This window comes from Paenibacillus hemerocallicola, from assembly GCF_006265175.1.
Classification (GTDB): Bacteria; Bacillota; Bacilli; order Paenibacillales; family NBRC-103111; genus Paenibacillus_AB; species Paenibacillus_AB hemerocallicola.
Map to the genome: position 1 here is coordinate 127,204 of NZ_VDCQ01000007.1, position 18,797 is coordinate 146,000.

The 18,797-nt window shown below is 53.4% G+C and carries 22 protein-coding genes; 7 read left to right on the forward strand and 15 right to left on the reverse strand.

Annotated elements, in window-relative coordinates; all coding sequences use genetic code 11:
- Positions 1–47: 47 nt before the first annotated feature.
- From FE784_RS07330 to FE784_RS07340, 3 genes are read right to left on the reverse strand one after another with little or no spacing between them, the layout of a single operon-like run.
- A complete protein-coding gene (locus FE784_RS07330; protein ID WP_139601489.1) occupies positions 48–761 on the reverse strand; it encodes a 2OG-Fe(II) oxygenase in 714 nt (237 codons plus the stop codon).
- The gene (locus FE784_RS07335) at positions 754–1,308 is read right to left on the reverse strand and encodes a methylated-DNA--[protein]-cysteine S-methyltransferase (protein WP_139601490.1); all 555 of its coding nucleotides are present in this window, start codon (positions 1,306–1,308) and stop codon (positions 754–756) included. Before FE784_RS07335 ends, FE784_RS07330 begins: the two co-directional genes overlap by 8 nt.
- Positions 1,283–1,930, reverse strand: coding sequence for a bifunctional transcriptional activator/DNA repair enzyme AdaA (locus FE784_RS07340; protein ID WP_246131936.1), 648 nt, complete (start codon positions 1,928–1,930; stop codon positions 1,283–1,285). Before FE784_RS07340 ends, FE784_RS07335 begins: the two co-directional genes overlap by 26 nt.
- A 140-nt stretch (positions 1,931–2,070) precedes the next feature.
- Between FE784_RS07340 and FE784_RS07345 the strand changes: the two genes are divergently transcribed.
- Positions 2,071–3,177, forward strand: coding sequence for an Ada metal-binding domain-containing protein (locus tag FE784_RS07345; protein WP_139601549.1), 1,107 nt, complete (start codon positions 2,071–2,073; stop codon positions 3,175–3,177).
- Between the two features lie 78 nt (positions 3,178–3,255).
- On the opposite strand, the gene FE784_RS07350 is transcribed toward FE784_RS07345, so the two are convergent.
- Positions 3,256–3,630: a hypothetical protein gene (locus FE784_RS07350; protein ID WP_139601492.1), complete on the reverse strand. Its 375-nt coding sequence runs from the start codon at positions 3,628–3,630 to the stop codon at positions 3,256–3,258.
- Between the two features lie 241 nt (positions 3,631–3,871).
- Here FE784_RS07350 and FE784_RS07355 point away from each other — a divergent pair, with 241 nt between their 5' ends.
- Positions 3,872–4,201 (forward strand): ArsR/SmtB family transcription factor, encoded by a 330-nt coding sequence (locus FE784_RS07355; protein ID WP_139601493.1) that lies wholly within the window; start codon positions 3,872–3,874, stop codon positions 4,199–4,201.
- Between the two features lie 458 nt (positions 4,202–4,659).
- Here FE784_RS07355 and FE784_RS07360 read toward each other — a convergent pair whose 3' ends face one another.
- From FE784_RS07360 to FE784_RS07370, 3 genes are all read right to left on the reverse strand, one after another.
- Positions 4,660–5,193 carry a DUF1697 domain-containing protein gene (locus FE784_RS07360; protein WP_139601494.1) on the reverse strand — a complete coding sequence of 178 codons (534 nt, stop codon included), beginning with the start codon at positions 5,191–5,193 and terminating at the stop codon, positions 4,660–4,662.
- A 23-nt stretch (positions 5,194–5,216) separates the two neighbouring features.
- On the reverse strand, positions 5,217–5,972 hold the full coding sequence (locus tag FE784_RS07365; RefSeq protein WP_139601495.1) for a class I SAM-dependent methyltransferase: 756 nt from the start codon (positions 5,970–5,972) through the stop codon (positions 5,217–5,219).
- Between the two features lie 91 nt (positions 5,973–6,063).
- Positions 6,064–6,546, reverse strand: coding sequence for a pentapeptide repeat-containing protein (locus tag FE784_RS07370; RefSeq protein WP_176706022.1), 483 nt, complete (start codon positions 6,544–6,546; stop codon positions 6,064–6,066).
- Between the two features lie 281 nt (positions 6,547–6,827).
- Between FE784_RS07370 and FE784_RS42785 the strand changes: the two genes are divergently transcribed.
- Positions 6,828–7,340, forward strand: coding sequence for an RNA polymerase sigma factor (locus tag FE784_RS42785; RefSeq protein WP_176706023.1), 513 nt, complete (start codon positions 6,828–6,830; stop codon positions 7,338–7,340).
- Positions 7,341–8,089: 749 nt separating this feature from the next.
- Here FE784_RS42785 and FE784_RS40705 read toward each other — a convergent pair.
- From FE784_RS40705 to FE784_RS07390, 4 genes are all read right to left on the reverse strand, one after another.
- Positions 8,090–8,239 carry a hypothetical protein gene (locus FE784_RS40705; protein WP_176706024.1) on the reverse strand — a complete coding sequence of 50 codons (150 nt, stop codon included), beginning with the start codon at positions 8,237–8,239 and terminating at the stop codon, positions 8,090–8,092.
- Between the two features lie 61 nt (positions 8,240–8,300).
- The gene (locus FE784_RS07380) at positions 8,301–8,675 is read right to left on the reverse strand and encodes a chromosome partitioning protein ParB (RefSeq protein WP_139601498.1); all 375 of its coding nucleotides are present in this window, start codon (positions 8,673–8,675) and stop codon (positions 8,301–8,303) included.
- Positions 8,676–8,872: 197 nt separating this feature from the next.
- On the reverse strand, positions 8,873–9,355 hold the full coding sequence (locus FE784_RS07385) for an NUDIX hydrolase (protein ID WP_139601550.1): 483 nt from the start codon (positions 9,353–9,355) through the stop codon (positions 8,873–8,875).
- Positions 9,356–9,657: 302 nt separating this feature from the next.
- Positions 9,658–10,122 carry a DinB family protein gene (locus FE784_RS07390; protein WP_139601499.1) on the reverse strand — a complete coding sequence of 155 codons (465 nt, stop codon included), beginning with the start codon at positions 10,120–10,122 and terminating at the stop codon, positions 9,658–9,660.
- A gap of 147 nt (positions 10,123–10,269) precedes the next feature.
- Between FE784_RS07390 and FE784_RS07395 the strand changes: the two genes are divergently transcribed.
- Positions 10,270–11,187: a LysR family transcriptional regulator gene (locus FE784_RS07395; protein WP_139601500.1), complete on the forward strand. Its 918-nt coding sequence runs from the start codon at positions 10,270–10,272 to the stop codon at positions 11,185–11,187.
- On the opposite strand, the gene FE784_RS07400 is transcribed toward FE784_RS07395, so the two are convergent.
- The gene (locus FE784_RS07400) at positions 11,184–11,657 is read right to left on the reverse strand and encodes a hypothetical protein (RefSeq protein WP_218103755.1); all 474 of its coding nucleotides are present in this window, start codon (positions 11,655–11,657) and stop codon (positions 11,184–11,186) included. The two genes, FE784_RS07395 and FE784_RS07400, sit on opposite strands and share 4 nt — an antisense overlap.
- A gap of 848 nt (positions 11,658–12,505) precedes the next feature.
- Here FE784_RS07400 and FE784_RS07405 point away from each other — a divergent pair.
- A complete protein-coding gene (locus tag FE784_RS07405) occupies positions 12,506–13,240 on the forward strand; it encodes an SDR family NAD(P)-dependent oxidoreductase (RefSeq protein WP_139601502.1) in 735 nt (244 codons plus the stop codon).
- A gap of 21 nt (positions 13,241–13,261) precedes the next feature.
- Positions 13,262–14,323, forward strand: a complete 1,062-nt coding sequence (locus tag FE784_RS07410; protein ID WP_139601503.1) for an S-adenosylmethionine:tRNA ribosyltransferase-isomerase — start codon at positions 13,262–13,264, stop codon at positions 14,321–14,323.
- Between the two features lie 35 nt (positions 14,324–14,358).
- Here the strand turns inward: FE784_RS07410 and FE784_RS07415 are convergent, their stop codons facing one another.
- From FE784_RS07415 to FE784_RS07425, 3 genes are all read right to left on the reverse strand, one after another.
- Positions 14,359–14,892 (reverse strand): type III secretion system chaperone family protein, encoded by a 534-nt coding sequence (locus FE784_RS07415; RefSeq protein ID WP_139601504.1) that lies wholly within the window; start codon positions 14,890–14,892, stop codon positions 14,359–14,361.
- An 11-nt stretch (positions 14,893–14,903) separates the two neighbouring features.
- Positions 14,904–16,541: a hypothetical protein gene (locus FE784_RS07420; RefSeq protein WP_139601505.1), complete on the reverse strand. Its 1,638-nt coding sequence runs from the start codon at positions 16,539–16,541 to the stop codon at positions 14,904–14,906.
- 154 nt (positions 16,542–16,695) lie between these two features.
- Complete coding sequence (locus tag FE784_RS07425) at positions 16,696–17,727, reverse strand: phosphotransferase enzyme family protein (RefSeq protein WP_139601506.1); 1,032 nt, start codon at positions 17,725–17,727, stop codon at positions 16,696–16,698.
- A 71-nt stretch (positions 17,728–17,798) separates the two neighbouring features.
- On the opposite strand from FE784_RS07425, the gene FE784_RS07430 reads away from it, so the two are divergent.
- The gene (locus FE784_RS07430) at positions 17,799–18,713 is read left to right on the forward strand and encodes an AraC family transcriptional regulator (RefSeq protein ID WP_139601507.1); all 915 of its coding nucleotides are present in this window, start codon (positions 17,799–17,801) and stop codon (positions 18,711–18,713) included.
- Positions 18,714–18,797 lie beyond the last annotated feature (84 nt).

Here is an 18,797-nt window from a genome sequence, read left to right on the forward strand (position 1 = left end):
AACCGCCTCTCATCATAAGCTCCTCCTCTCTATATTCCATTTTACGCTTATTTGGCATCATGGAAAATAATTCCGAGACTGAATCTCGTACCCGATGCAACCGTGCTGACGCCATGCCGAAGCGTCGTCTTGTAGTACCCCCGCGAGCCCGCAACAGGACGATGGTTGGTAGGAAAAAGAAGCGCCGCGCCTTGTGCAAGCGTTATGGCGTGCCCTCTGCTTTGCGCCCTCGGCCGTTGCTCCACCAGCAGAAATTCCCCGCCGGTATAATCTGTTCCGTGCCGATTCAAGGCGAATACGGCCTGGAACGGGAAAAAGACATCCCCGTATAAATCCTGATGCAGACAGTTGTATCCGCCGGCTCCATATTTAAGAATCAAAGGCGTCGAACGCGATTGCCCTTGCGCATGGCACCGGCCGAGAAATTCCGGCAACGAAGCCGGATAGACCGGTTCATGTCCCAGCCGCGCGAGCCAACGGTTGGCCGTTCCGGCGAGCCCGGGATACAAGCCTTCCCGAAGCTGCTGCAGCAAATCCTGCAGCGGAGCTTGATAATATTTGTACTCCCCGCTCCCGAACCGGTATCTGGCCATATCGATCGTGCTTCGGAAGCGCTCTTCTTCCTCGTACGTACCGATCAGCTCCTCGCATTGATCTTCATCGAGCAAAATGGGAGTCTGAGCGTAACCCCGCTCGTCCAGCGTGTGCTCCAGCGAGCTCCAATCCAAAGCCGCAATGCGCTCCGCAAGGCGATTAGGCATGCATCGCACTCCCTTCGACGATCGCGCTCTCCCGTTCCAGCCGGAGAAGCTCCGTTTTCATATCCAGCCCTCCCCGGTAGCCGGTCAGAGAGCCGTTTTTGCCGACAACCCGATGGCACGGCACCGTTATCAATACGGGATTCGCCCCGATTGCGGCTCCAACCGCGCGTACCGCAGCGGGCTTTTGGATACACTCTGCGATATCCGAGTAAGATTGGGTTTGTCCGTAAGGGATTCCGCAAAGCGCTTCCCACACGGCAAGCTGGAACGGGGTGCCGTGAAAGTCGAACGGAATCGAAAAGCTTTGGCGCGATCCTTGGAAATATTCGATGAGTTGGGCCGCATACGGCTGCAATTTCTCGTCGTCGCGTACAAGCGTCGCGTCGGGAATCCTACTTTTCGTCCAATCGGCCAATTGCTCGAAAGGCTTATTCCGGGAGCCTACGTAACAAAGCCCCTTCGACGTCGCTGCGATGTACAAACTCCATGTTCCATGTACGAGCAGCGTCCAGTACACCGTATTAATCGTTTTTGCTTTTGCTTCCATCTTGCAGCACCTCCGCTATAGATTGATTTCGGATCCATTGGCGATATTCCGCAGGGGTACGCCCCGTCCGTTTTTTGAACAAGGTTATAAAGTATGACGCATTCGGGATTCCGACAGCCATGGCGATATCCGCGACCGGTTGATCCGAACGGGACAGACACTCCTTCGCCTTGGCCATGCGCGTATGCTGAACGTACTCGACCGGCGTAATCCCTTTGATCCGCTTGAACGTACGGTGCAGATGGTAAGGACTGCCGTGGCACATATCGGCCAACGTTTCCAGCGTCAGCGTCTCGCCGTAATTCGAGTCGATATATTGCGAGATCTGATCGACCCAATCGTCGTCAGGCAGTCGCAGGCCGTTCGGCTTGCACCGTTTGCACGGCCGGAATTGCTCCGCCAGCGCTTGCTCGGCGTTTGGAAACACGCGGACATTTTCTTTTTTGGGCGGTCTGGACTTGCAGGACGGCCGGCAAAAAATACCGGTGCTCTTCACCGCGTAGAAAAAGCGATTGTCGTACGACGCATCGTTGTTTATGATCGCCTGCCACTTTTCTTCCGTCAGCTTTTGTTCCGTCAGCCTTTCCTCGCCAACTTCCGCCACGTTTTCGTCATGAATCATCCGGATCACCTCCATCCTCAGTATACCCCCGATAACGGCGCTGTGTACGTTTTTGCGGATGTAATAGCAAGATATCGAAATTGCAGGCAGCCGGTTTGTGATACAACTATAGCAGAGCAATGGAGAAAGGGAGGATGAAAATGACGGAAAGCGCGGATTACCCGGAGTGGGACGCTCCTTATTTCACCGGCGTCGCGACGATGCGTGTTTATTGTTTTCCTTGGTGCTCCGGACAGCCCAAGCCGGAGAATGCGATCCGGTTCAGATCGCGGTCCGAAGCCGAGCTGGCAGGCTACCGGCCGTGCAAAAACTGCTGCTCCGGATTGCCGCACGGCTCCTGGGAGGATCGCAAGCAGGAGCTGAGACTGGCGACCCCCGAGCCTTTCAGCTTTGCCGAGAATGTGCGCTATTTGTCCAACGCTTCGAACGAATGCTTATTTCATAGCAAAAATGGGCGGATCTATAAAGCGATACCGATCGAGCGGGAGACGCCGGTCGTCGAAATCAGCGCGGACCGCGACAGCGAGATAACCGTCCGATTTATCGGAAATACGGCTCCTTCCCGCAAATGGGTGCGCGCAGCGGTGGCCCGTTATGTCCGGGATTGGTTCGACCTGGATACGGACCTGCTCCCGTTCTACGAGCTGGCCAAAACCGATACGCTGCTGCAGCCGGCGGTTCGACAGTTTCATGGCCTGCGCAATATGGGCATTCCGGATCTGTTCGAAGCGATCTGCTGGGGCATTATCGGCCAGCAAATTAACCTGGCTTTCGCCTATACGCTGAAAAGGCGCCTCGTGGAAACGTTCGGGCGGCGCGTGGATTGCGAGGGTGAAACGTACTGGATTTTCCCCAGCGCGCACGAGATCGCCGCGCTGAAGGTCGAGGACTTGGACGTTTTGCGGATGACGGTCAAGAAATGCGAATATTTGATCGGCGTAGCCGGGCTCATGGCGGAAGGAAAGCTGACCAAGGAGCTGTTGCTCCGTACGGGGACCTATAAAAAAGCGGAGAAGCAGCTCGTCGGCATTCGCGGCATCGGCCCGTGGACGGCGAACTACGTGTTGATGCGCTGCCTGAGAATGCCCTCGGCTTTTCCGATCGACGATGTCGGTTTGCACAATGCCATCAAGCATCTCACGGGCGCGGAGCGGAAGCCGACGAAGGAAGAGCTCGTCAAGCTGTCTGCAGCATGGACCAATTGGGAATCGTACGCCACTTTTTATTTGTGGAGGTTTCTCTATTGAACGATTGACTCATAAGCGCCAAAACCAAAACAAAAGAAGATCGTTATCAAAGCGCGCTTTGATCCGATCTTCCTGTGCTTATCTGAAAGAATACGGCAACGTCCTGCTTAGCGGACGGTCGGGCTGCGGTACTACGGTGACGGGATTTGTCCCTTCCGCAATCGGGAACGTCGGCCTTACGGGCGCCGAGCCGTCAATGGGGATTAACGGTTGCTGCAGCAGGATCGGTGCCAGCTGCGCCTTCACGGCAGAATTCCACGACCGGCACTGCTCGTAATGCCAATTGGCGAAATTGAGATCGCCCGTAGATTTGTACACGTAATCGAACCAGCCGTAACAGCCCATACTATCCGCTGAAGACGTTTCCGCATTGGCGATTAACGTTCCGCCGGTCACGAGCGTCGCAGCCAAAACGAGACGGATAGCGCCTTTTGCGAGCATGTTCCTTTTCATCTTATCAACCCTTTCGTTTTTTCCTGATTCAGTATAACAAAAGGGGATATTTGGAAGCATGCTGCCGCAGTCCCGATTTTCCGGGAAGTTCGGGACGAGCCCCAACGGCTAAATTTCGACATATCGGCAAACAATGCGTGGCGAGCCTCGAATCCAAGCTTTCTCCGCTAATTATTCCTTGACAGACATATTCCATATTGGATATATTGAAAGGAAAACTATCCTTTGGAGTAGATCCGAGATGAATGTGACTACTTTCAGTGCGCTTGCCGAGCCCAATAGGCTGGACATCATCCAGCTCTTGTGCGACGGACCGATGCCGGTAGGCGAAATCGCCGATCGTCTGGAGCTTAACCAACCGCAAACGTCCAAGCATTTGCGCGTTTTGAGCGATGCCGGTCTTGTCGAGGTACAGCCGGTCGCCAATAAACGAATATACAAGCTGCGTCCCCAGCCGTTCCAGGAGATGGATTCTTGGCTGGATTCTTACCGCCGCATGTGGGAAGAAAGATTCGATAATTTGGATGCTTATCTTCGCAAGCTTCAACAGCAGCAAAACCAGGATCGATAACGAAAAGGCCGCCTCGCCACTTCTACGGGAGCAGCCTTTTTCTGTTCCCGGCAGTTTTGCGAACGGCAGCAACTTTTTCTACGCCAGCATAATCCGCATATAACTTGGAGTCTCTAGATGAAGCGGGAGCAGCGTGTTGACGGAAATAGAGGAACTGAATTCCGTTATTGTCCCGAATTCCGTTACACGCTTGAATATAACGGAACAGGCTTCCGTTCTCTCGATCTTTCGGGGTGAAAACGATCGTGATTAGCGGAATAGCGGAAAGGTTTTCCCTTATTTTGCAATCAACAGGAGTACTCGGGACAATAGCATACTCAATTTCCGCTATTTGCTGGATTCGCGATCCCGGGCACAAGCAAAGGCAGTCAGCCTTTTCACCGATCATGCGGTACATTCATTTTTGTACGAGAATTATGCTGTCGTAGTTTTTGTTTCTTTCGTGACGGAACAAAATGTTAGTTTTGCGCCAATTCGGCCAGCTTGCCGATCGTATTCCAATTGCGCGTCGTCGCCGCATCGCCCAGCTTCTGGACATTGCTGGCCAGCTTGGAATCCAGCACGCTTTGACGGAACAGAAAATAAATCTCGCGTCCTTCAATATGGAACTCATCGATGTCGCTCTTGCCATTGGATAAGATGTCCGCGGTTTGCTGCGGCGGCGCGTCCGTCAGCACCGAGACCTGTACGCTCTGGCCTTCGGTCAAGGAGTCCGGCGCATAAGGACAGGCAGCGATAATGCGCTGCAGTTCGTCCGCCGTACGCAACACTACGGTCGGCGATACGCCGAATTTGCTCGTGATCTCCTGCTCGATACGCCGTCGCAGCGGCTCCTCCGCTTCCTCCGACCGGAACAGGACATTACCGCTCTGCAAATACGTCCGCACCCCGGCAAAGCCCATCGTTTCCAACACTTTCTTCAATTCGGCCATCTTGATCTTGTTGTTCCCGCCTACGTTAATCCCACGAAGAAATCCTATATAAACCGTCATCCCGGCACTCTCTTCCTTTGTTTTTATTTTGTCGCAATCAACATGAACCGTTTCGAATTGGTTCTGATCCCCTGATCGGTTTGGTTTTGTTCGATAAATTTTTCAAGTACGGCGAAGTCGTTTTCGCTTTGCCCGAAGCCCGGAACGATCGGAGTATATTTTAAAAGAAACACCAGGTCCTCGTAGGTTTGATAATACTCGGTCGCATCATATTCGAACGACCGGATGTCGCTGAATCCGGCCTCATTCAATTCCGACCTATATGTATGGATTAACTGATCATCCCGACTGCCGGAGAACTGTCCTCTTCCGAACATTTCCGCAATATTCCGCTTATCCCCTTCGCATACTTGCTGGGTGAGAAAAATGCCGCCTTGGACCAACACTTTGGCAACCTCTTCGGCATGGAAGGCGCAGTGCCGACAAGAGACGATGTTGAAAAAGCCCTCCGGGAATTCGAGGTTTTCGGCATCCATTTGCAAAAAGCGTATATTCGGTTTGCCCGTCTTCAGCAAATTCGCATTCGCCGTCCGGATCATACCGTTCGCTTGATCGATCCCGACCAGCAGCAGAGCGCGATCCGCGATAGACAGCAGTCTCTCCCCGCCCCCGGTGCCGATATCCAGCAGCACATCGGACTTCTTGCATCTTCGGGTTACCTCTTCGTAAAAATCCCATTGCTCTCCTTCCGAGACAACTTTTATTTTACCGAAATCCCAGCCGTTCAATAGTCCGACCCGATCGTAAAAGCTTCTATAATCAACCTGATTCGAATTCATTCAAGCTCTCCTCCTTTCCATGCAGAACGCCAGCCCGCACCGTTCCGAATCGCAGTTACGACATCCGCTTCAAGCTCCCCATATCGTTCCGTTAGTCCGCCACTTTCTTGTTCAGTTCGGCAAACTGCTTGAACAAGTTTTCGATGCTAACCCCGTTTATAACCAGACCCGTAATATTGCAATTGTCCAACGTCGCATTCGTGAAATCGCATTCCGTAAGTGTTCCTTGCTTAAACGTGCAATGTGTGAATTGAACAGGAGCCCTCTTCGGATGTTCGGATTCCGGGCCATCCTTGTCGGAGTAGCCGATATACCGAAAATGGGCTCCGCCCCACTGGGCCCCGTCTATGTCCAGCTCGCTCATATTCGCGTCGGAGATGCTCATTCCGGTCAAGTTGACATCGTTCATCTTCATCCCGCCAAGATTGCAGCATTTAAACGCTAGCTGCTCGGCCCGAACATTTTTGAAGCTGGAGCCCGTAATATCGGAATTGGTTACGGTCACGGCCTTCTTTTCATTTTCCAAATGCATATGGCGCTTCCCCCTGATCGGCTTTTGAATGAGTTGATCCATGTCTGGCATCCCGGTCTCCCTTATGCGCCCGTTCTGCAAGTTCTCGCTCCGTCTCCTCCCGCTCCCCTTTCAGACCGGGTACGATTATCGCCTCTGACTCCACTTCCATCCCCCCTGCTCCACAGATGCCGGACGCTGCGAAAATCTACCAACCTTATTTTATAATTTTTCGATTTCCTTTCATAGAATGCTTCTGCTTCGTTTGTTTGCCTTATGTCATATTGTTGTCACGCAGCTATGTCATGATGGGGGTACGACTACGCGATATCGAGGAGAAGCCGATGAATTGGGACCGAGTATGGAACGAGCATCGCATTGACCTATACGCTTACATCTATAGGCGAGTAAGGAATTCGTTCGACGCGGAAGATATGCTTCAGGAAACGTTCCTGAAAGCTTTCGATTCGATCCGCAAACGGCGCGCGCCTCCCGACAACATGGCGGCTTTCCTGAAAACCGTTTCCCGAAATCTGATTATCGACCAATTCCGCAAAAAGAAAAGGCGCCCCCTTCCATATCCGTTGGAAGCGGCTTTGGCGCACGTTTCCCGGGATACGGTCGAAGACGTCGTTATCCGAACGGAATTGTTCGCGGAGATGCACGCCGTCATTCAAACCTTCCCGATGCATGGCCGCCTGATAATCGAATACCGCTTTTTCGATGATTTGTCGATAAAAGAAACCGCTAGCCGCATGAGAGCAAGTGAAACGGCCATCAGATCGTTGCAGTTTCGGATCACGAGAAAGATGCGGGATCGACTGCTTTTTTGCGCAAATACCGAAAGCAAGGGATAGGACAAAGAGCGGTATGCGAGCTGTTTCGCCAGAATGATTGACAAGCTCGGAAAACGATTCTCCGAAGGAAAGTATGGCGAAAGCACCGTCTTTTTTTACCGCTTTTGAATTCTGCAAATAGCGGAAAGTGCGTACGTTATATTTTCGTATACTGCTATCGACGGCACGATAACGGAAAAGAATTCCGCTATTCCGCAGCTTCAGACACTTTTCTTCACGAAAAGCGGATATAACGGAGCGCTGTTCCGCTATTTTCGGAAATGTCGCGGAAAACGGGACACTAACGGAAAAACGTTCCGTTATAAAGCATGACGTGTTGGTAGAAATTCGCGGATTATACTGTCGTACAAAAAGAAACCCGCCGGCAACGGGCCGCGGGTTCAATGATTTATATGAAAAAGGGGGTCTACTACATAGTAATCTTCGAACATTAATGTAAGGTGAAGCGGATATTACAATTGGATTACATTTATTATCCGAACCGATGATGTATCCATCCGGATCTTGGATGTACAATTTTTTAAAATGCATGCCGTTGCTATCGGTAGCCTCCATGGGACCCAAGACGATGTTGACGCCTTTCGCCCTCAGCTCTTCCACGAGCAAATCAAACTCGTTGTAATCGACATGGACAAAGGTATCCCATCCCAAATCCGGACCTTGCCAATTCGTCGGATACGTGTTACGCTTCGCCGAAGCCCGATTCGGCCGTACACCGCCCGGCTGCTGCGCTTGCTGGAGAATCAGCTTCATGCCGCCTCGTTCGCATGCCCCCAACCGCTGGTCCCGCAGCCCGGCACATCCCGATAATAGGCAAGCGATTTCTGCAAATCCGATACAAGTCCAACTTGCAAGCCGTCGCAAAATGCGGCCTTCTTATTACCGCTACCTTCTACCATACAATCATGTACTCCAACCGTTAATTTGAATGAATGTCGTCAGTAGGATGGTAATCCGCGCTCAAATAATAACATCCGCAGGCGGCAAAGCTTCAATAAAAACGGCATCGATTTGCTGCTGTCCGTTAATTAGAGCTTTCGCGATGCGATGTCCTCCATCTACCAGTAGCCCGTCCGAGGTTAATAAAATCGGGTACTCCATATCGGCTTGGATAATTCGCTTGCAATGGTTCGCCACATTCCGTATGGTCGGAACCGTCGTACTCCCGTACCCGAACCAGCAATCTTGATCCAGTTCCTTTATGGAATCGATGTCGATCTTTTGAACGGGTAAATGGGCCGTTAGCTCCCACAGCTTCTCCACGTCCCAAACATGTCGTCTTTCGTCGATGATCCTGGAATGCTTATGCTTGATCCGTGCCAGTGACTCCTCCATTATGATCGCCCCTATACTCGAGAGTGATATACATTTCATAGGTGAAATTATACCGCTAATGGTTCGTCAGCATGAGAGAAACAACTTGTTTTATTAAACTTTACCGTCCGAGAGCCGCAGAAAAAGCCGCCGATGGACCTCTCGGCAGCCGACTATGCATAAGGAACGTTCCTACATTCTTCATTCAATCCTATTTTCTATATCGTCCTTTTCAGTTTCAACTCGAACTCGGGATTCGTGACATAGTCCATATAATGGATCTCTCCGCGAAAATCCAAATAAGCTTGATAACGGGTGCGAATCGCCGGGGACGTAATCATGTCGAGCACTTGATCCTTAGCCACCCAGCAACTCTCGGATGTTTCTTCCGAGGTACACAATTGACCGCCAACGGGCTTGCCTATAAAGTCAAACATGACTTTGGTAGGAACATCCGTTGTCCCGTCATGCCATTTATAAATCCCCGTATTGGAATAAACTCCGATCAAGCAGGAAACCTCTACGTCTATTCCGCTTTCCTCCTTTATTTCTCTGATTAACGCTTCCATCAGATTTTCCCCGACTTCCACCTGCCCACCGGGAAATACCCATCTTTCATGATGTGTCTTCACCAGAAGTATTTCTCCTTGACCATTTTCGACGATACCGCCTACCGCTACAATATGTGTGGGCATTGCCATTTTGATAACCTCCCAACCTAATATGGAAACCGGAAATTGCTGCTTCAAGCTTCCCATAAACTCGAGCTGCAACAAATAGCATATGGCTGAGAAATCCATGATAGCACAATGACTATTTAACCTCGCCGCAAAAAGCCCCCTGCCGCCGCCAGGAGGCCACTGCAAAAGACACGTTTTTTTCGTGAAGCATCGATTATTAAGCTTGATGTTACAAAAAAACAACGAAAAGACCGTCTAAAGCCATCTTGCGGCTAAAAACGGTCTTTTTTCATCTTTGAAATAAGTCGAAAGTACTCGCCCGCCTATCGGACGACTTTAAATAAGCTGGAAATAGTCCCGAGATGAATGGCTTCATGGATGAAAGCGAAGTGGAACGCGTCGCCGAACGTTTCGAATCGAAACGGCCCCATTTCTATCGGCGATGCCAGCGGCGCTTCCAACGTATTAGGAGATACGTCAGACAGGCGATCCAACTGGCCGGATAATAATTGAACAAGCTCCTCTTTCGTCGGCGGCGATACTATCCAGTCGGAAGGCTTCGTTCCCGTGTTGAATAAACGGGCATAGGTTTCCGGAAGATTGGATTGATACGATGAATCCAGCGAGAGATAATAGTCCATGTAGAAAACGATGTGTCCGACGTTCCATCTAATCGTATTGCCGAACGCTTGAGGTTGAACGTCAAATAATGGTTCAGGAATCGATTGGAGCTGGTGCAGTACGATTTGGCGAACGGACATAGACGTATTTATACAGCTCGGAGACATGAGGCAATTCCTCCATTCCTTTTCCGGTATTGACCGCGCGCGCTGCCGTCAAAAACAAGTTTACCTTGGAAGAAATGTCGGAACAATCACCTGTTTCCGATTATAATGATAAGTAAAAATGATAATAAACGCCGGAGAGAGGTTTACATGGAGCTAAGACAGCTGGAATACTTTATCGCCGTTTGCGAGGAGATGCATTTCTCGAGGGCATCCGAGAGGCTTTGTACGACGCAGTCCAATCTCAGTCAGCAGATCAAATTTTTAGAGAACGAGTTGGGGGTTCCGCTATTCGATCGTATGGGTAAACGCATTGCTTTGACAGATGCGGGGAAAGTTTTGCTGGAGCAGAGCCGGCACGTTTTTGCCCATATTCAATACGCTCGCGACGCCATTGCGGAAATGGGAACCGTTCAGGGGGGAACGCTTACGATCGGCGTCCTGCCTGGGGATGCGGATCTATTATTCGATGCCTTGCTCGTAGATTTTCACCGGACTTATCCCAACATCTCCATATCCGTTATCGAGACTACCAAAATCTCGGAGCAGGTCACGGCCGGCACAATCGACATCGGTGTCGCCACTGCGCCTTCTCCGAATGAACGCCTGACCGTAATCCCGTTATTTCACGAGCAATTTGCATTGGCTACTCGGGCTGACCATCCGCTCGCTCAAGAGAGCTCCGTACCGTTCGCCCAGCTGCAGCATTTGAAAATGGTCATGTTTGCGCCTGATCATCAAGTCAGGCAATTAATCGAACGTTATGGTTTACAGGAAGGCTTCCGATTGCGGCCGCATATTGAAACCACTACCTTATCCTCTCTCCTGTCCTTGGTCGAGCAGGGGATCGGCGCATGCGTTTTGCCGCGTTTGCTTTTGGAAAATCTGAAAAAGCCGGAAATCGCCATCCTATCGCTTACCGACCCAACGCCCAGCCAGGACATCTGTATCCTGTATCGTTCGGACAAATATATCGGGTTTGCCGCCCGAGCGTTCCTGGATGCTTTGCAGGCCTACATCCGGACAGCGACGGAGCAGGCCGCAGGCCGGAATTTAATCGCCGATTAAAAGGAGTCCCCTCCGCAAATGGTCCGATTCCAGCCGGACAGTGCGGGAATAGATCCGCGCTCGGTGCCAGAGGGGGTCAGAGCGCATACTTGTCTCGGTTTGTTTCCGGGACCGAGGGTAAAAATCGCCGACACGTTCAGCGGCTTCCCGTTCACCTCAAAGGTCAGATCAACATGCCCGCCGCAAACGCATCCATCGTCAAACTCCGCTTTTACGCGACTGTACGACAGCAATCGGGAACCTTCTTCTTGCAGCAGAACCCGCATGCTCTCCATATCGATGGCTCCGCCATATCGCTCGACCGCCTCTTGAACATGCCGCTCTTGCACGGCTTTCAAAAACGCGCCTACTTTCTTTTCCACGCTTTTCTGATTCAGCATGACACGTCCATAATAGACGAGCAAGACAGCAAGATATGACAGAAGCAGGGAAAGGAGAATGATTCTTCCTGCTTTCCAAAATCGTTTCAAAGATTGTTCACCTCATTTTCGGTTTGACCTCCGACGGTATTTCGGCAATTTGGCTTATCATACGTTTGCGTGTTTTCAGTCTATTATCGAGTTATCCCGACATTTGAAGAAAAAACATAGATCTCCCCCGTATCCGAAAGCAATACGTTTGATCTCGTTTGCCCGGCATGGCCATTGCCGTCTGTTCGGTTATGTCCGGATTTACTTCGAATACATAATTACGTAAGCAATGAGGAAAGAGAGCTGAAGCGAAATGATCATGCCTATAACGACTGGCATTTCATCTCCGGTTGCACCCAGTAAAGCCGCCAATATATAGAATGCCAATATCGTTAAACAAACAACGCCAAGAAACAGCCCGAACGTTCTAACCCGTCTTTCGTTTCGTGCCCGGTTGTGCGACATGTTATCCCTCCCGTGAGCATTCCTGTACAGGTTTTTGCCGGATAGGCCGTTTTTCCATTATTTAGACGACATGGATCGCAAAAAGTTGTGTAAAGCACGACAAAGACCGGAGCGCGACCTGCAGTCGACTGCGGTCCTTCCCGACCCAGAATTCGTATACGTCGCCCTACTTCGGGAAGTACGACTTTCCGATAAAGCATAACGGTCAGCATATCATACATCGCTGTCTCGACCGAAAATCGGACAGCACATCCGGACGCTTTTCCGTAACTTCCATTCCTTAACAAGTTCCGCTACCGTCTTCAAACGGTAACATCAGCCCATTTATTTAAAATAATTATTATCAAGTATTGATTTCACCAAAAAAGCTGCATATAATGAAACCATCATAACTTAACATACATTTATGTTTAAAATGTTTATTTAATGAACGGAGGATGAATATGAACGAATCCCAGGTAGTCATGATCACAGGCGCTTCGAAAGGACTCGGAAAAGCATTGGCGTTGGCATTCGCCAAACGAGGGGCAAAATTGGCTCTATGCGCCAGAGGGGCGGCCGGCTTGGAAGCAGTCCAAGCCGAAGCCGAATCGAACGGGGCCGCTTCCGTACTGGCGGTGACGGCGGACATTGGCTCGGCTAGAGACGTCGAGCGTTTCGTTGCATTAACGGAGTCGCAATTCGGACGCATCGATGTCCTGATCAACAATGCCTCTATGCTCGGACCTAGCCCGATGCCGCTTCTTCTCGATTATCCCGAGGACGATTTCGCCGAGGTGCTGCGCGTCAACGCCATCGGTACCTTCCTCGTTACGCGCCGCGTCATCGCGGGCATGCTCCGGCGCGGATCGGGCTCCATTATCCATATAACGTCGGAAGCGGGGAATGTCGGGTATTCCGGGTGGGGAGCTTACGGCATATCCAAGTTCGCGGTAGAAGGAATGGCCGAGACGTGGGCGGCGGAGGTGGACGGCAGCGGAGTGAGAGTGAACATGGTCGATCCGGGGGAAATGGATACGGAGATGCATGCATTGGCGGTACCGGATTGCGATTACGAGTTGGCCGATCCGAACGATTTGACCGGCGTGTTTCTGTACCTCGCCTCGGGAGAGTCGAAAGAGGTCAACGGCCGGCGTTTCGAAGCGCAGCAATACGCTGCCGATAAGAGCTCTTCCTAGAAAGGAAAGCAGGTGAGCGGCATGGAGACCGTATCGACATTCGCATTCGAATTGCCGGACAACCGGAATGCCGGGTCCCCACCGGAGAGAAGGGGGCTGCGGAGAGACCGCGTCAGGCTGATGGTCCAGAACCGTTCCGACGGAACGGTCAGCCATTCGAGCTTCCACCGGCTCGCCGACTATTTGCGACCGGAAGATTGTCTGGTGTTCAACGAGAGCCGCACGATACCCGCATCGCTGAAAGCGCAGCGATTCATCGGGAACGCGGGCATCGAGTCGCTCGAGGTCAGATTGGCCAGACGGGTAGGAGAATCGGCCTGGGATGCTCTATTGCTTCGGACGAACGGGGAAACCGGTGCGGCTTCGGCCGTGGAGCCGACGGACGGAGAAACGCTTCGGTTCTCCCCCTCCCTGCACGCCGAAACGGCGCGGCGTTCTTCTTCCCCATTCGTCACCTTGAGCTTCAATCGGGGAGGCCATGAATTGTTCGGCGAGTTTTACGCGCTCGGCGAGCCGGTGCGTTACGAGTATGCCGAGAAGCCGTGGGAGCTCGACTACTACCAGACGGTGTACGGAACCGTACCGGGTTCGGTGGAGATGCCTTCCGCCGGCCGGGCGTTCACATGGGAGATGTTGTTCGGCCTGCGGTTAAAGAACATCCGCTTGGCCTTCGTTCAGCTGCATACCGGATTGTCTTATTTGTACGGATCGCGGCTCGATCCGGCCCATAACGCCGAATCTTACGCAGTCTCGCCCGAAGCTGCGGATACGATCAACAGAGCCAAGCGGAACGGAGGCCGCATCATCGCGGTCGGCACTACCGTCGTCCGCTGTCTGGAATCGGCCGCAGCCGGGAACGGCCTCGTACGTCCGGGAGAGGACGATACGAGGCTGTATATCGACGAGTCGTTTCCGCTGCGCGTGGCCGACGGTCTGATTAGCGGCCTGCATGAGCCGGAAGCGAGCCATCTGCACATGCTGTCCGCCTTCGCGGGGATCGGCGCGCTGCGCCTCGCTTACGCCGAGGCGATCCGGGAAAACTATTTATGGCATGAGTTCGGCGACACGCATCTTATTCTTTAACGCGGAGCCAGCTGCCTTCCGATTGGAAGCGGGTTTTATACAAGGGCGTCCCGCAGCACCTCTTCCGCCGTTTTGCGGCCTTCCGCGACGTCGATCAAGGGCTCGGCGTATTGATACAATTGGTGCAATACAAGTCCGTTCTGCCTGTCGACGCCGTTCACGGACGTCTCCTCTGTCAACCATGCGCGATGCAGCATCGTATTATGCTTGAAATACAACGTTCCGCTGTCCGCATACAAGCCGAATGCGCCGAGCGGCAGCTGCATGTTGATGTACGCCGCCGCATGGAGCAGCTCGGCGGCTTTATCCGGCGAAACCCCCTCGGCGAGCGCGGCAAACGACTGCAAAATGTATACGCCCTCTTGGGCAAGCAGTTCCATTCCGGGTATAAAGCAAAGCTCCAGATCAACGGTAGTGCCCCGCTCGCCAATGTCGTCGAAACGGACAATCATGGAATAAAAGGGAGACTCCTCGGTTGGTTCCGCCCAGCGGACGGCTATGCCCAACGATTCATAATACCGGTAGCATTGCAGCAGAAACGAATCAGGTAGCGCGTCGGTACCGACCATGGCAGCCTCCATCAAGTGTGCAATTTTTTCGCGATCATTTCTTTGCTCGGTTTTTGCTTCTTCTTATCGATCTTGAGCCCCATAGCCTCCACAATCTGCTTGCATTCCTCGTCCTCGCCCTTGACGCCGCCGTCGAACAGCATGCCGGCAAGATCCGTCACGATTTGGGCATAGCATTGATCGACGCTGTTGAAGCCGCGGGATTCCATCAGCTTCTGCCTTACTTTTTCTTTGCCTAAGCCGGCATTTTCCGGCTTCGCCGTTTCCTGCTCGGTACCGAGCACTTTATCGACGAAAGCTTCCTTGCGCTTGCTCTTTTTGTAAAATTTGATGATTGCGGCGATTCCGCCCAATATGGCGGCCGCGGCTATGAGCATCGGCCCGATCGGGGATGCCGCGGCCGCGAGCATGACCGCTCCGCCGACTACCATCAGCGCGCCTTTGGCTGCGGTTGCGGCGCTTTTGTTCTTGTTCATATGCTGCGTGGACGCTCCGAGATTCGCCGCATGACCAAGCTTCTCCGCCCGTTCGTCGCCGGCCTTTTCGTTAAAGCCGCGCTCCAGTTGCTCCAGCTTCGCCGCATTTTTGCGGCCCTCGCGATAGCCGACAACGCCGCCAACCATATAGGCCGCTCCGCCGACGATTGCCCCGACTCCCGCTGCGGCGGTGGCCGCCCCGCTCGCCACCGCTCTCGGACCGTCGGCCGCGCCTGCGGCGAATCGGGCGAAATCGGCGGCGCCGCCCCCGCCTTCGCCGACGACGAGCTGCGCCTTGTCGGCCGTCGACAGGCTGGAGTCATAGTTTTGCGAGGCGTTGTACATTTGCGAGACCGAGGCCAATCCGCTTAAGCCGGCGGCTACGGGAGCGACGTTCGTCGATACGGGAAGCGCCCCCCGCGCGCCCAGCTCCGTGCTGATCTTGGCGCTGCCCCCGGTCCCTCCCGCGGCGGACGAAGTGCCGATCGCCGCGTAACTCGCATAGTCGCGAGCCTGATCGGCGTTGTAATTCGCGGTATCCGTCTTGTTCGCTTCGCGGGACACTTCCGAGAAGCGGTTCCAGTCGAAGCTTTTTCTAATAAAACCGGTTATCATCGTTTCCTTGACCTTGCTCAGGTCGGGATATCTGGCGTTGTCGGCCATCAAGCGGATGGCGGTCATCTTCTGACCGGGATCGAGGCTGTCGAAATAACCGAACAATGCCGTTTTGCCGGACCTTTCCGCTTCGCTTTTCAGCCATTTGTAGATCGTATGGTATTCGCCCTTGTTGCGCAGATCCCCGGGGGTCCTGGGCGCGGCGGCGCTTTGCGGAACGGCGGCGGCAGCCTCCCCCGCTCGTCGTATAACCGCGGAATGGGCTGTCGTGCTGCCGACGGACTGTTGTCCCGCGGCCTGCATTCTGTTAATCTTCCGATCATTCGCCCGTTGCTCCGCACTCTGTGCCGTTATACCCGACAGCATCCGCTGTACGGCCTGGTTTCCTATCGTACGCTGCAATTGCATAATGTGCCCCGCGGACAGCGGCAATCCGCGGCTTACACCTTCGCCAAGCTCGGCCGATCCCGTCGATTCGACTTCATGCTGCGAATGGGAAGACGAGACCGGGGAAGCCGATTTGGGGTGGTGGTTCGGAGACTGGGAATGAAAAACCATATGATCCTCCTCATCCTCATAAAGACGACTAGCTCCTGTAGGTAATGTGGGCACATGAAACAAAAGGGCATGGGCACATTTACCTAAAATTATACCGGAAAATGAGGGAGAATGTGGAACATATTTTTTCGTACGCTTCAATTTGCACAACCGCTCAACGTATTCGTTCGGTTAACGCTTTCCGATGCTGCTCGATCCAGATCAGCGCAGGCTCGATGGCTCCTACGAGCACCTGGATTGCGCGTTCGGACGGAACTTTGGCGAGCGCCTGCACCCGACTGTGCAGCAAGCGGGCCATCATGAAATCGGGGAGCGCGGCGGCTTCCTCTCCGGCAAGCGGCATTACCGCGTTATCGACGTAGGCCTGAAGCGCCGTTTCGGCTCTGACGATGTCGAACGTGCACCCTTGATTGAGCGAATAAATGCTGCCGCCATCCAGCGGCTCGGGTCGAAGCGCGGCAAAATATACGATCAGATCGGCGATATCGCGCAGACGGGGCTGTCTGCTGATCCAATCGAAATCGTACAGGGCACAGATGCGGCCGTCACGAAATGCAACATTGGCGGGATGATAGTCGCCATGGATGATCGTATGCGGCAGCGAGCGGTAAGCCTCGTCCGTCAGCCGTTCCCGCACTCTCTCGGCGCAGGCGAGCATCAGATCGAGTGTCTTCCTCTCCGAATGCGCCATATCCCCGCGTTCAAAGGACACTTTCTTCAATGCCTCCGCTATAACCGCCGGATCGTCATATCGCGGCAACGTCTTCTCTATATCCGGACGGAAATCTTCCCCCGCCCGGTGTACGCTGCCGAGAAACGCTCCCGCATCCGCGAGCTCCTCCGCATCGAACGGATCGTAACGTTCTCCGCTCATATAAGGGAACAGCTGAAACGTATCCTTGCCGACCGTGCAGCGGCGCGCACCGTTTGCCGCAGACATCGGGACGGGAACCGGGATCCCTTTCTCCGCCGCGTGAAGCAAATATTGCTCCTCGTATTCGATCCAGGCGTCGGCGCTGTACTTGGCGCTGCGTTTGCGCATAATATACGTTTGCCCTTCCGAGCGGATCGTATAGTTCCGGTTGGCCGTACCTCCCGCCATCGTCTCGAACGGCGAATCCCGCCGGATGCCGTATGCTTCCATCGCGTCCAGCACCGCTTGCCGTTCGGTTTCTTGTTGTTCCATAAATCGGACCACCTCCGGATCGGATTATGATATTCTGTTTGTAATACGAATTCGGTTCTGGAGGAATTCGCGTGAAGCTCGATTCCACCCGCATTTTATCCGTTGCTCGGTACGTGTACGACGAGGAATCCCACGTACGGAGCCACAGCCATAATTTCCACCATGTCCTCGTCGTAACCGGCGGATGCGGCAAGCTTGCCGTAAACGGACATACCCGGGAGGCTTCCTCCGACGACGTGTTCTTTATCCCGCCGGGCATCTGCCACGAAATTTCCTCCGACCCGGCACAGCCGCTCCGTACGCTTGAATGGAAGTTTCATACGGACGACGCCCAGCTGTATGAGCGGCTTCATTGTATCCCGTTCCTCTTTGCCGGACGCGGAACAGGCATCAAGACGGCTTTGGAGCGGATGGTCGAAGAAGCGATCGCGCAAAAGCCCCTATATAAGGAAATGATTACGGTCCGCTCCATCGAGCTGCTGCTGGAGCTGATCCGCATCCATGAGGAGGGGGAGAAACCGGCGGGCACGTCCCCGTCCCGACTTCCCGAAACGGATACTCTCGCGGACGATGATAACTATCCGGCAGCCGTGGCCGCCTATATTAAGACGCACTATACGGAGCCGCTGACATTGACGGAGCTTGCGAACACGTTTCATTCCAGCGTGACCCGATTGTGCGGCTCGTTCCGTAAAGCGTTCGGCCTGTCGCCGATCCAGTATGTCAACGAATTGAGGCTCGGCCAGGTGAAGGAGCTGCTTATCTCCACCGATATGAGCGTCACGGACATAGCCGAACGCGTCGGGTTCGGCAGCGTCCATTACTTGAGCCGCTTCTTCTCGCGAAAGGAACGGCTGTCCCCGCTCGAATACAGGCAGAGAGCCAAGCGCGGCCGGCATTTTACCGTTGAGGACCGGTACAGGATCGTCGATTACCGGATCGAGACCGATACCGATCATCGAACGGGCCCTCACCTGCGCGAGTAAAATGGATTGCACCAATCGCTTGCCGGATAGGTCAGAAGGCGCGACAAGCGGCTTCCAAAACGTAAGGCCGCGAGGTACGATCGA

Excerpts from the sequence above, each read along its gene's own strand:
- FE784_RS07330 (WP_139601489.1), bottom strand. The coding sequence starts at position 761 with ATGCCTAATCGCCTTGCGGAGCGCATTGCGGCTTTGGATTGGAGCTCG.
- FE784_RS07335 (WP_139601490.1), bottom strand. The coding sequence starts at position 1,308 with ATGGAAGCAAAAGCAAAAACGATTAATACGGTGTACTGGACGCTGCTC.
- FE784_RS07340 (WP_246131936.1), bottom strand. The coding sequence starts at position 1,930 with ATGATTCATGACGAAAACGTGGCGGAAGTTGGCGAGGAAAGGCTGACG.
- FE784_RS07345 (WP_139601549.1), top strand. The coding sequence starts at position 2,071 with ATGACGGAAAGCGCGGATTACCCGGAGTGGGACGCTCCTTATTTCACC.
- FE784_RS07350 (WP_139601492.1), bottom strand. The coding sequence starts at position 3,630 with ATGAAAAGGAACATGCTCGCAAAAGGCGCTATCCGTCTCGTTTTGGCT.
- FE784_RS07355 (WP_139601493.1), top strand. The coding sequence starts at position 3,872 with ATGAATGTGACTACTTTCAGTGCGCTTGCCGAGCCCAATAGGCTGGAC.
- FE784_RS07360 (WP_139601494.1), bottom strand. The coding sequence starts at position 5,193 with ATGACGGTTTATATAGGATTTCTTCGTGGGATTAACGTAGGCGGGAAC.
- FE784_RS07365 (WP_139601495.1), bottom strand. The coding sequence starts at position 5,972 with ATGAATTCGAATCAGGTTGATTATAGAAGCTTTTACGATCGGGTCGGA.
- FE784_RS07370 (WP_176706022.1), bottom strand. The coding sequence starts at position 6,546 with ATGGATCAACTCATTCAAAAGCCGATCAGGGGGAAGCGCCATATGCAT.
- FE784_RS42785 (WP_176706023.1), top strand. The coding sequence starts at position 6,828 with ATGAATTGGGACCGAGTATGGAACGAGCATCGCATTGACCTATACGCT.
- FE784_RS40705 (WP_176706024.1), bottom strand. The coding sequence starts at position 8,239 with ATGGTAGAAGGTAGCGGTAATAAGAAGGCCGCATTTTGCGACGGCTTG.
- FE784_RS07380 (WP_139601498.1), bottom strand. The coding sequence starts at position 8,675 with ATGGAGGAGTCACTGGCACGGATCAAGCATAAGCATTCCAGGATCATC.
- FE784_RS07385 (WP_139601550.1), bottom strand. The coding sequence starts at position 9,355 with ATGGCAATGCCCACACATATTGTAGCGGTAGGCGGTATCGTCGAAAAT.
- FE784_RS07390 (WP_139601499.1), bottom strand. The coding sequence starts at position 10,122 with ATGTCTCCGAGCTGTATAAATACGTCTATGTCCGTTCGCCAAATCGTA.
- FE784_RS07395 (WP_139601500.1), top strand. The coding sequence starts at position 10,270 with ATGGAGCTAAGACAGCTGGAATACTTTATCGCCGTTTGCGAGGAGATG.
- FE784_RS07405 (WP_139601502.1), top strand. The coding sequence starts at position 12,506 with ATGAACGAATCCCAGGTAGTCATGATCACAGGCGCTTCGAAAGGACTC.
- FE784_RS07410 (WP_139601503.1), top strand. The coding sequence starts at position 13,262 with ATGGAGACCGTATCGACATTCGCATTCGAATTGCCGGACAACCGGAAT.
- FE784_RS07415 (WP_139601504.1), bottom strand. The coding sequence starts at position 14,892 with ATGGTCGGTACCGACGCGCTACCTGATTCGTTTCTGCTGCAATGCTAC.
- FE784_RS07420 (WP_139601505.1), bottom strand. The coding sequence starts at position 16,541 with ATGGTTTTTCATTCCCAGTCTCCGAACCACCACCCCAAATCGGCTTCC.
- FE784_RS07425 (WP_139601506.1), bottom strand. The coding sequence starts at position 17,727 with ATGGAACAACAAGAAACCGAACGGCAAGCGGTGCTGGACGCGATGGAA.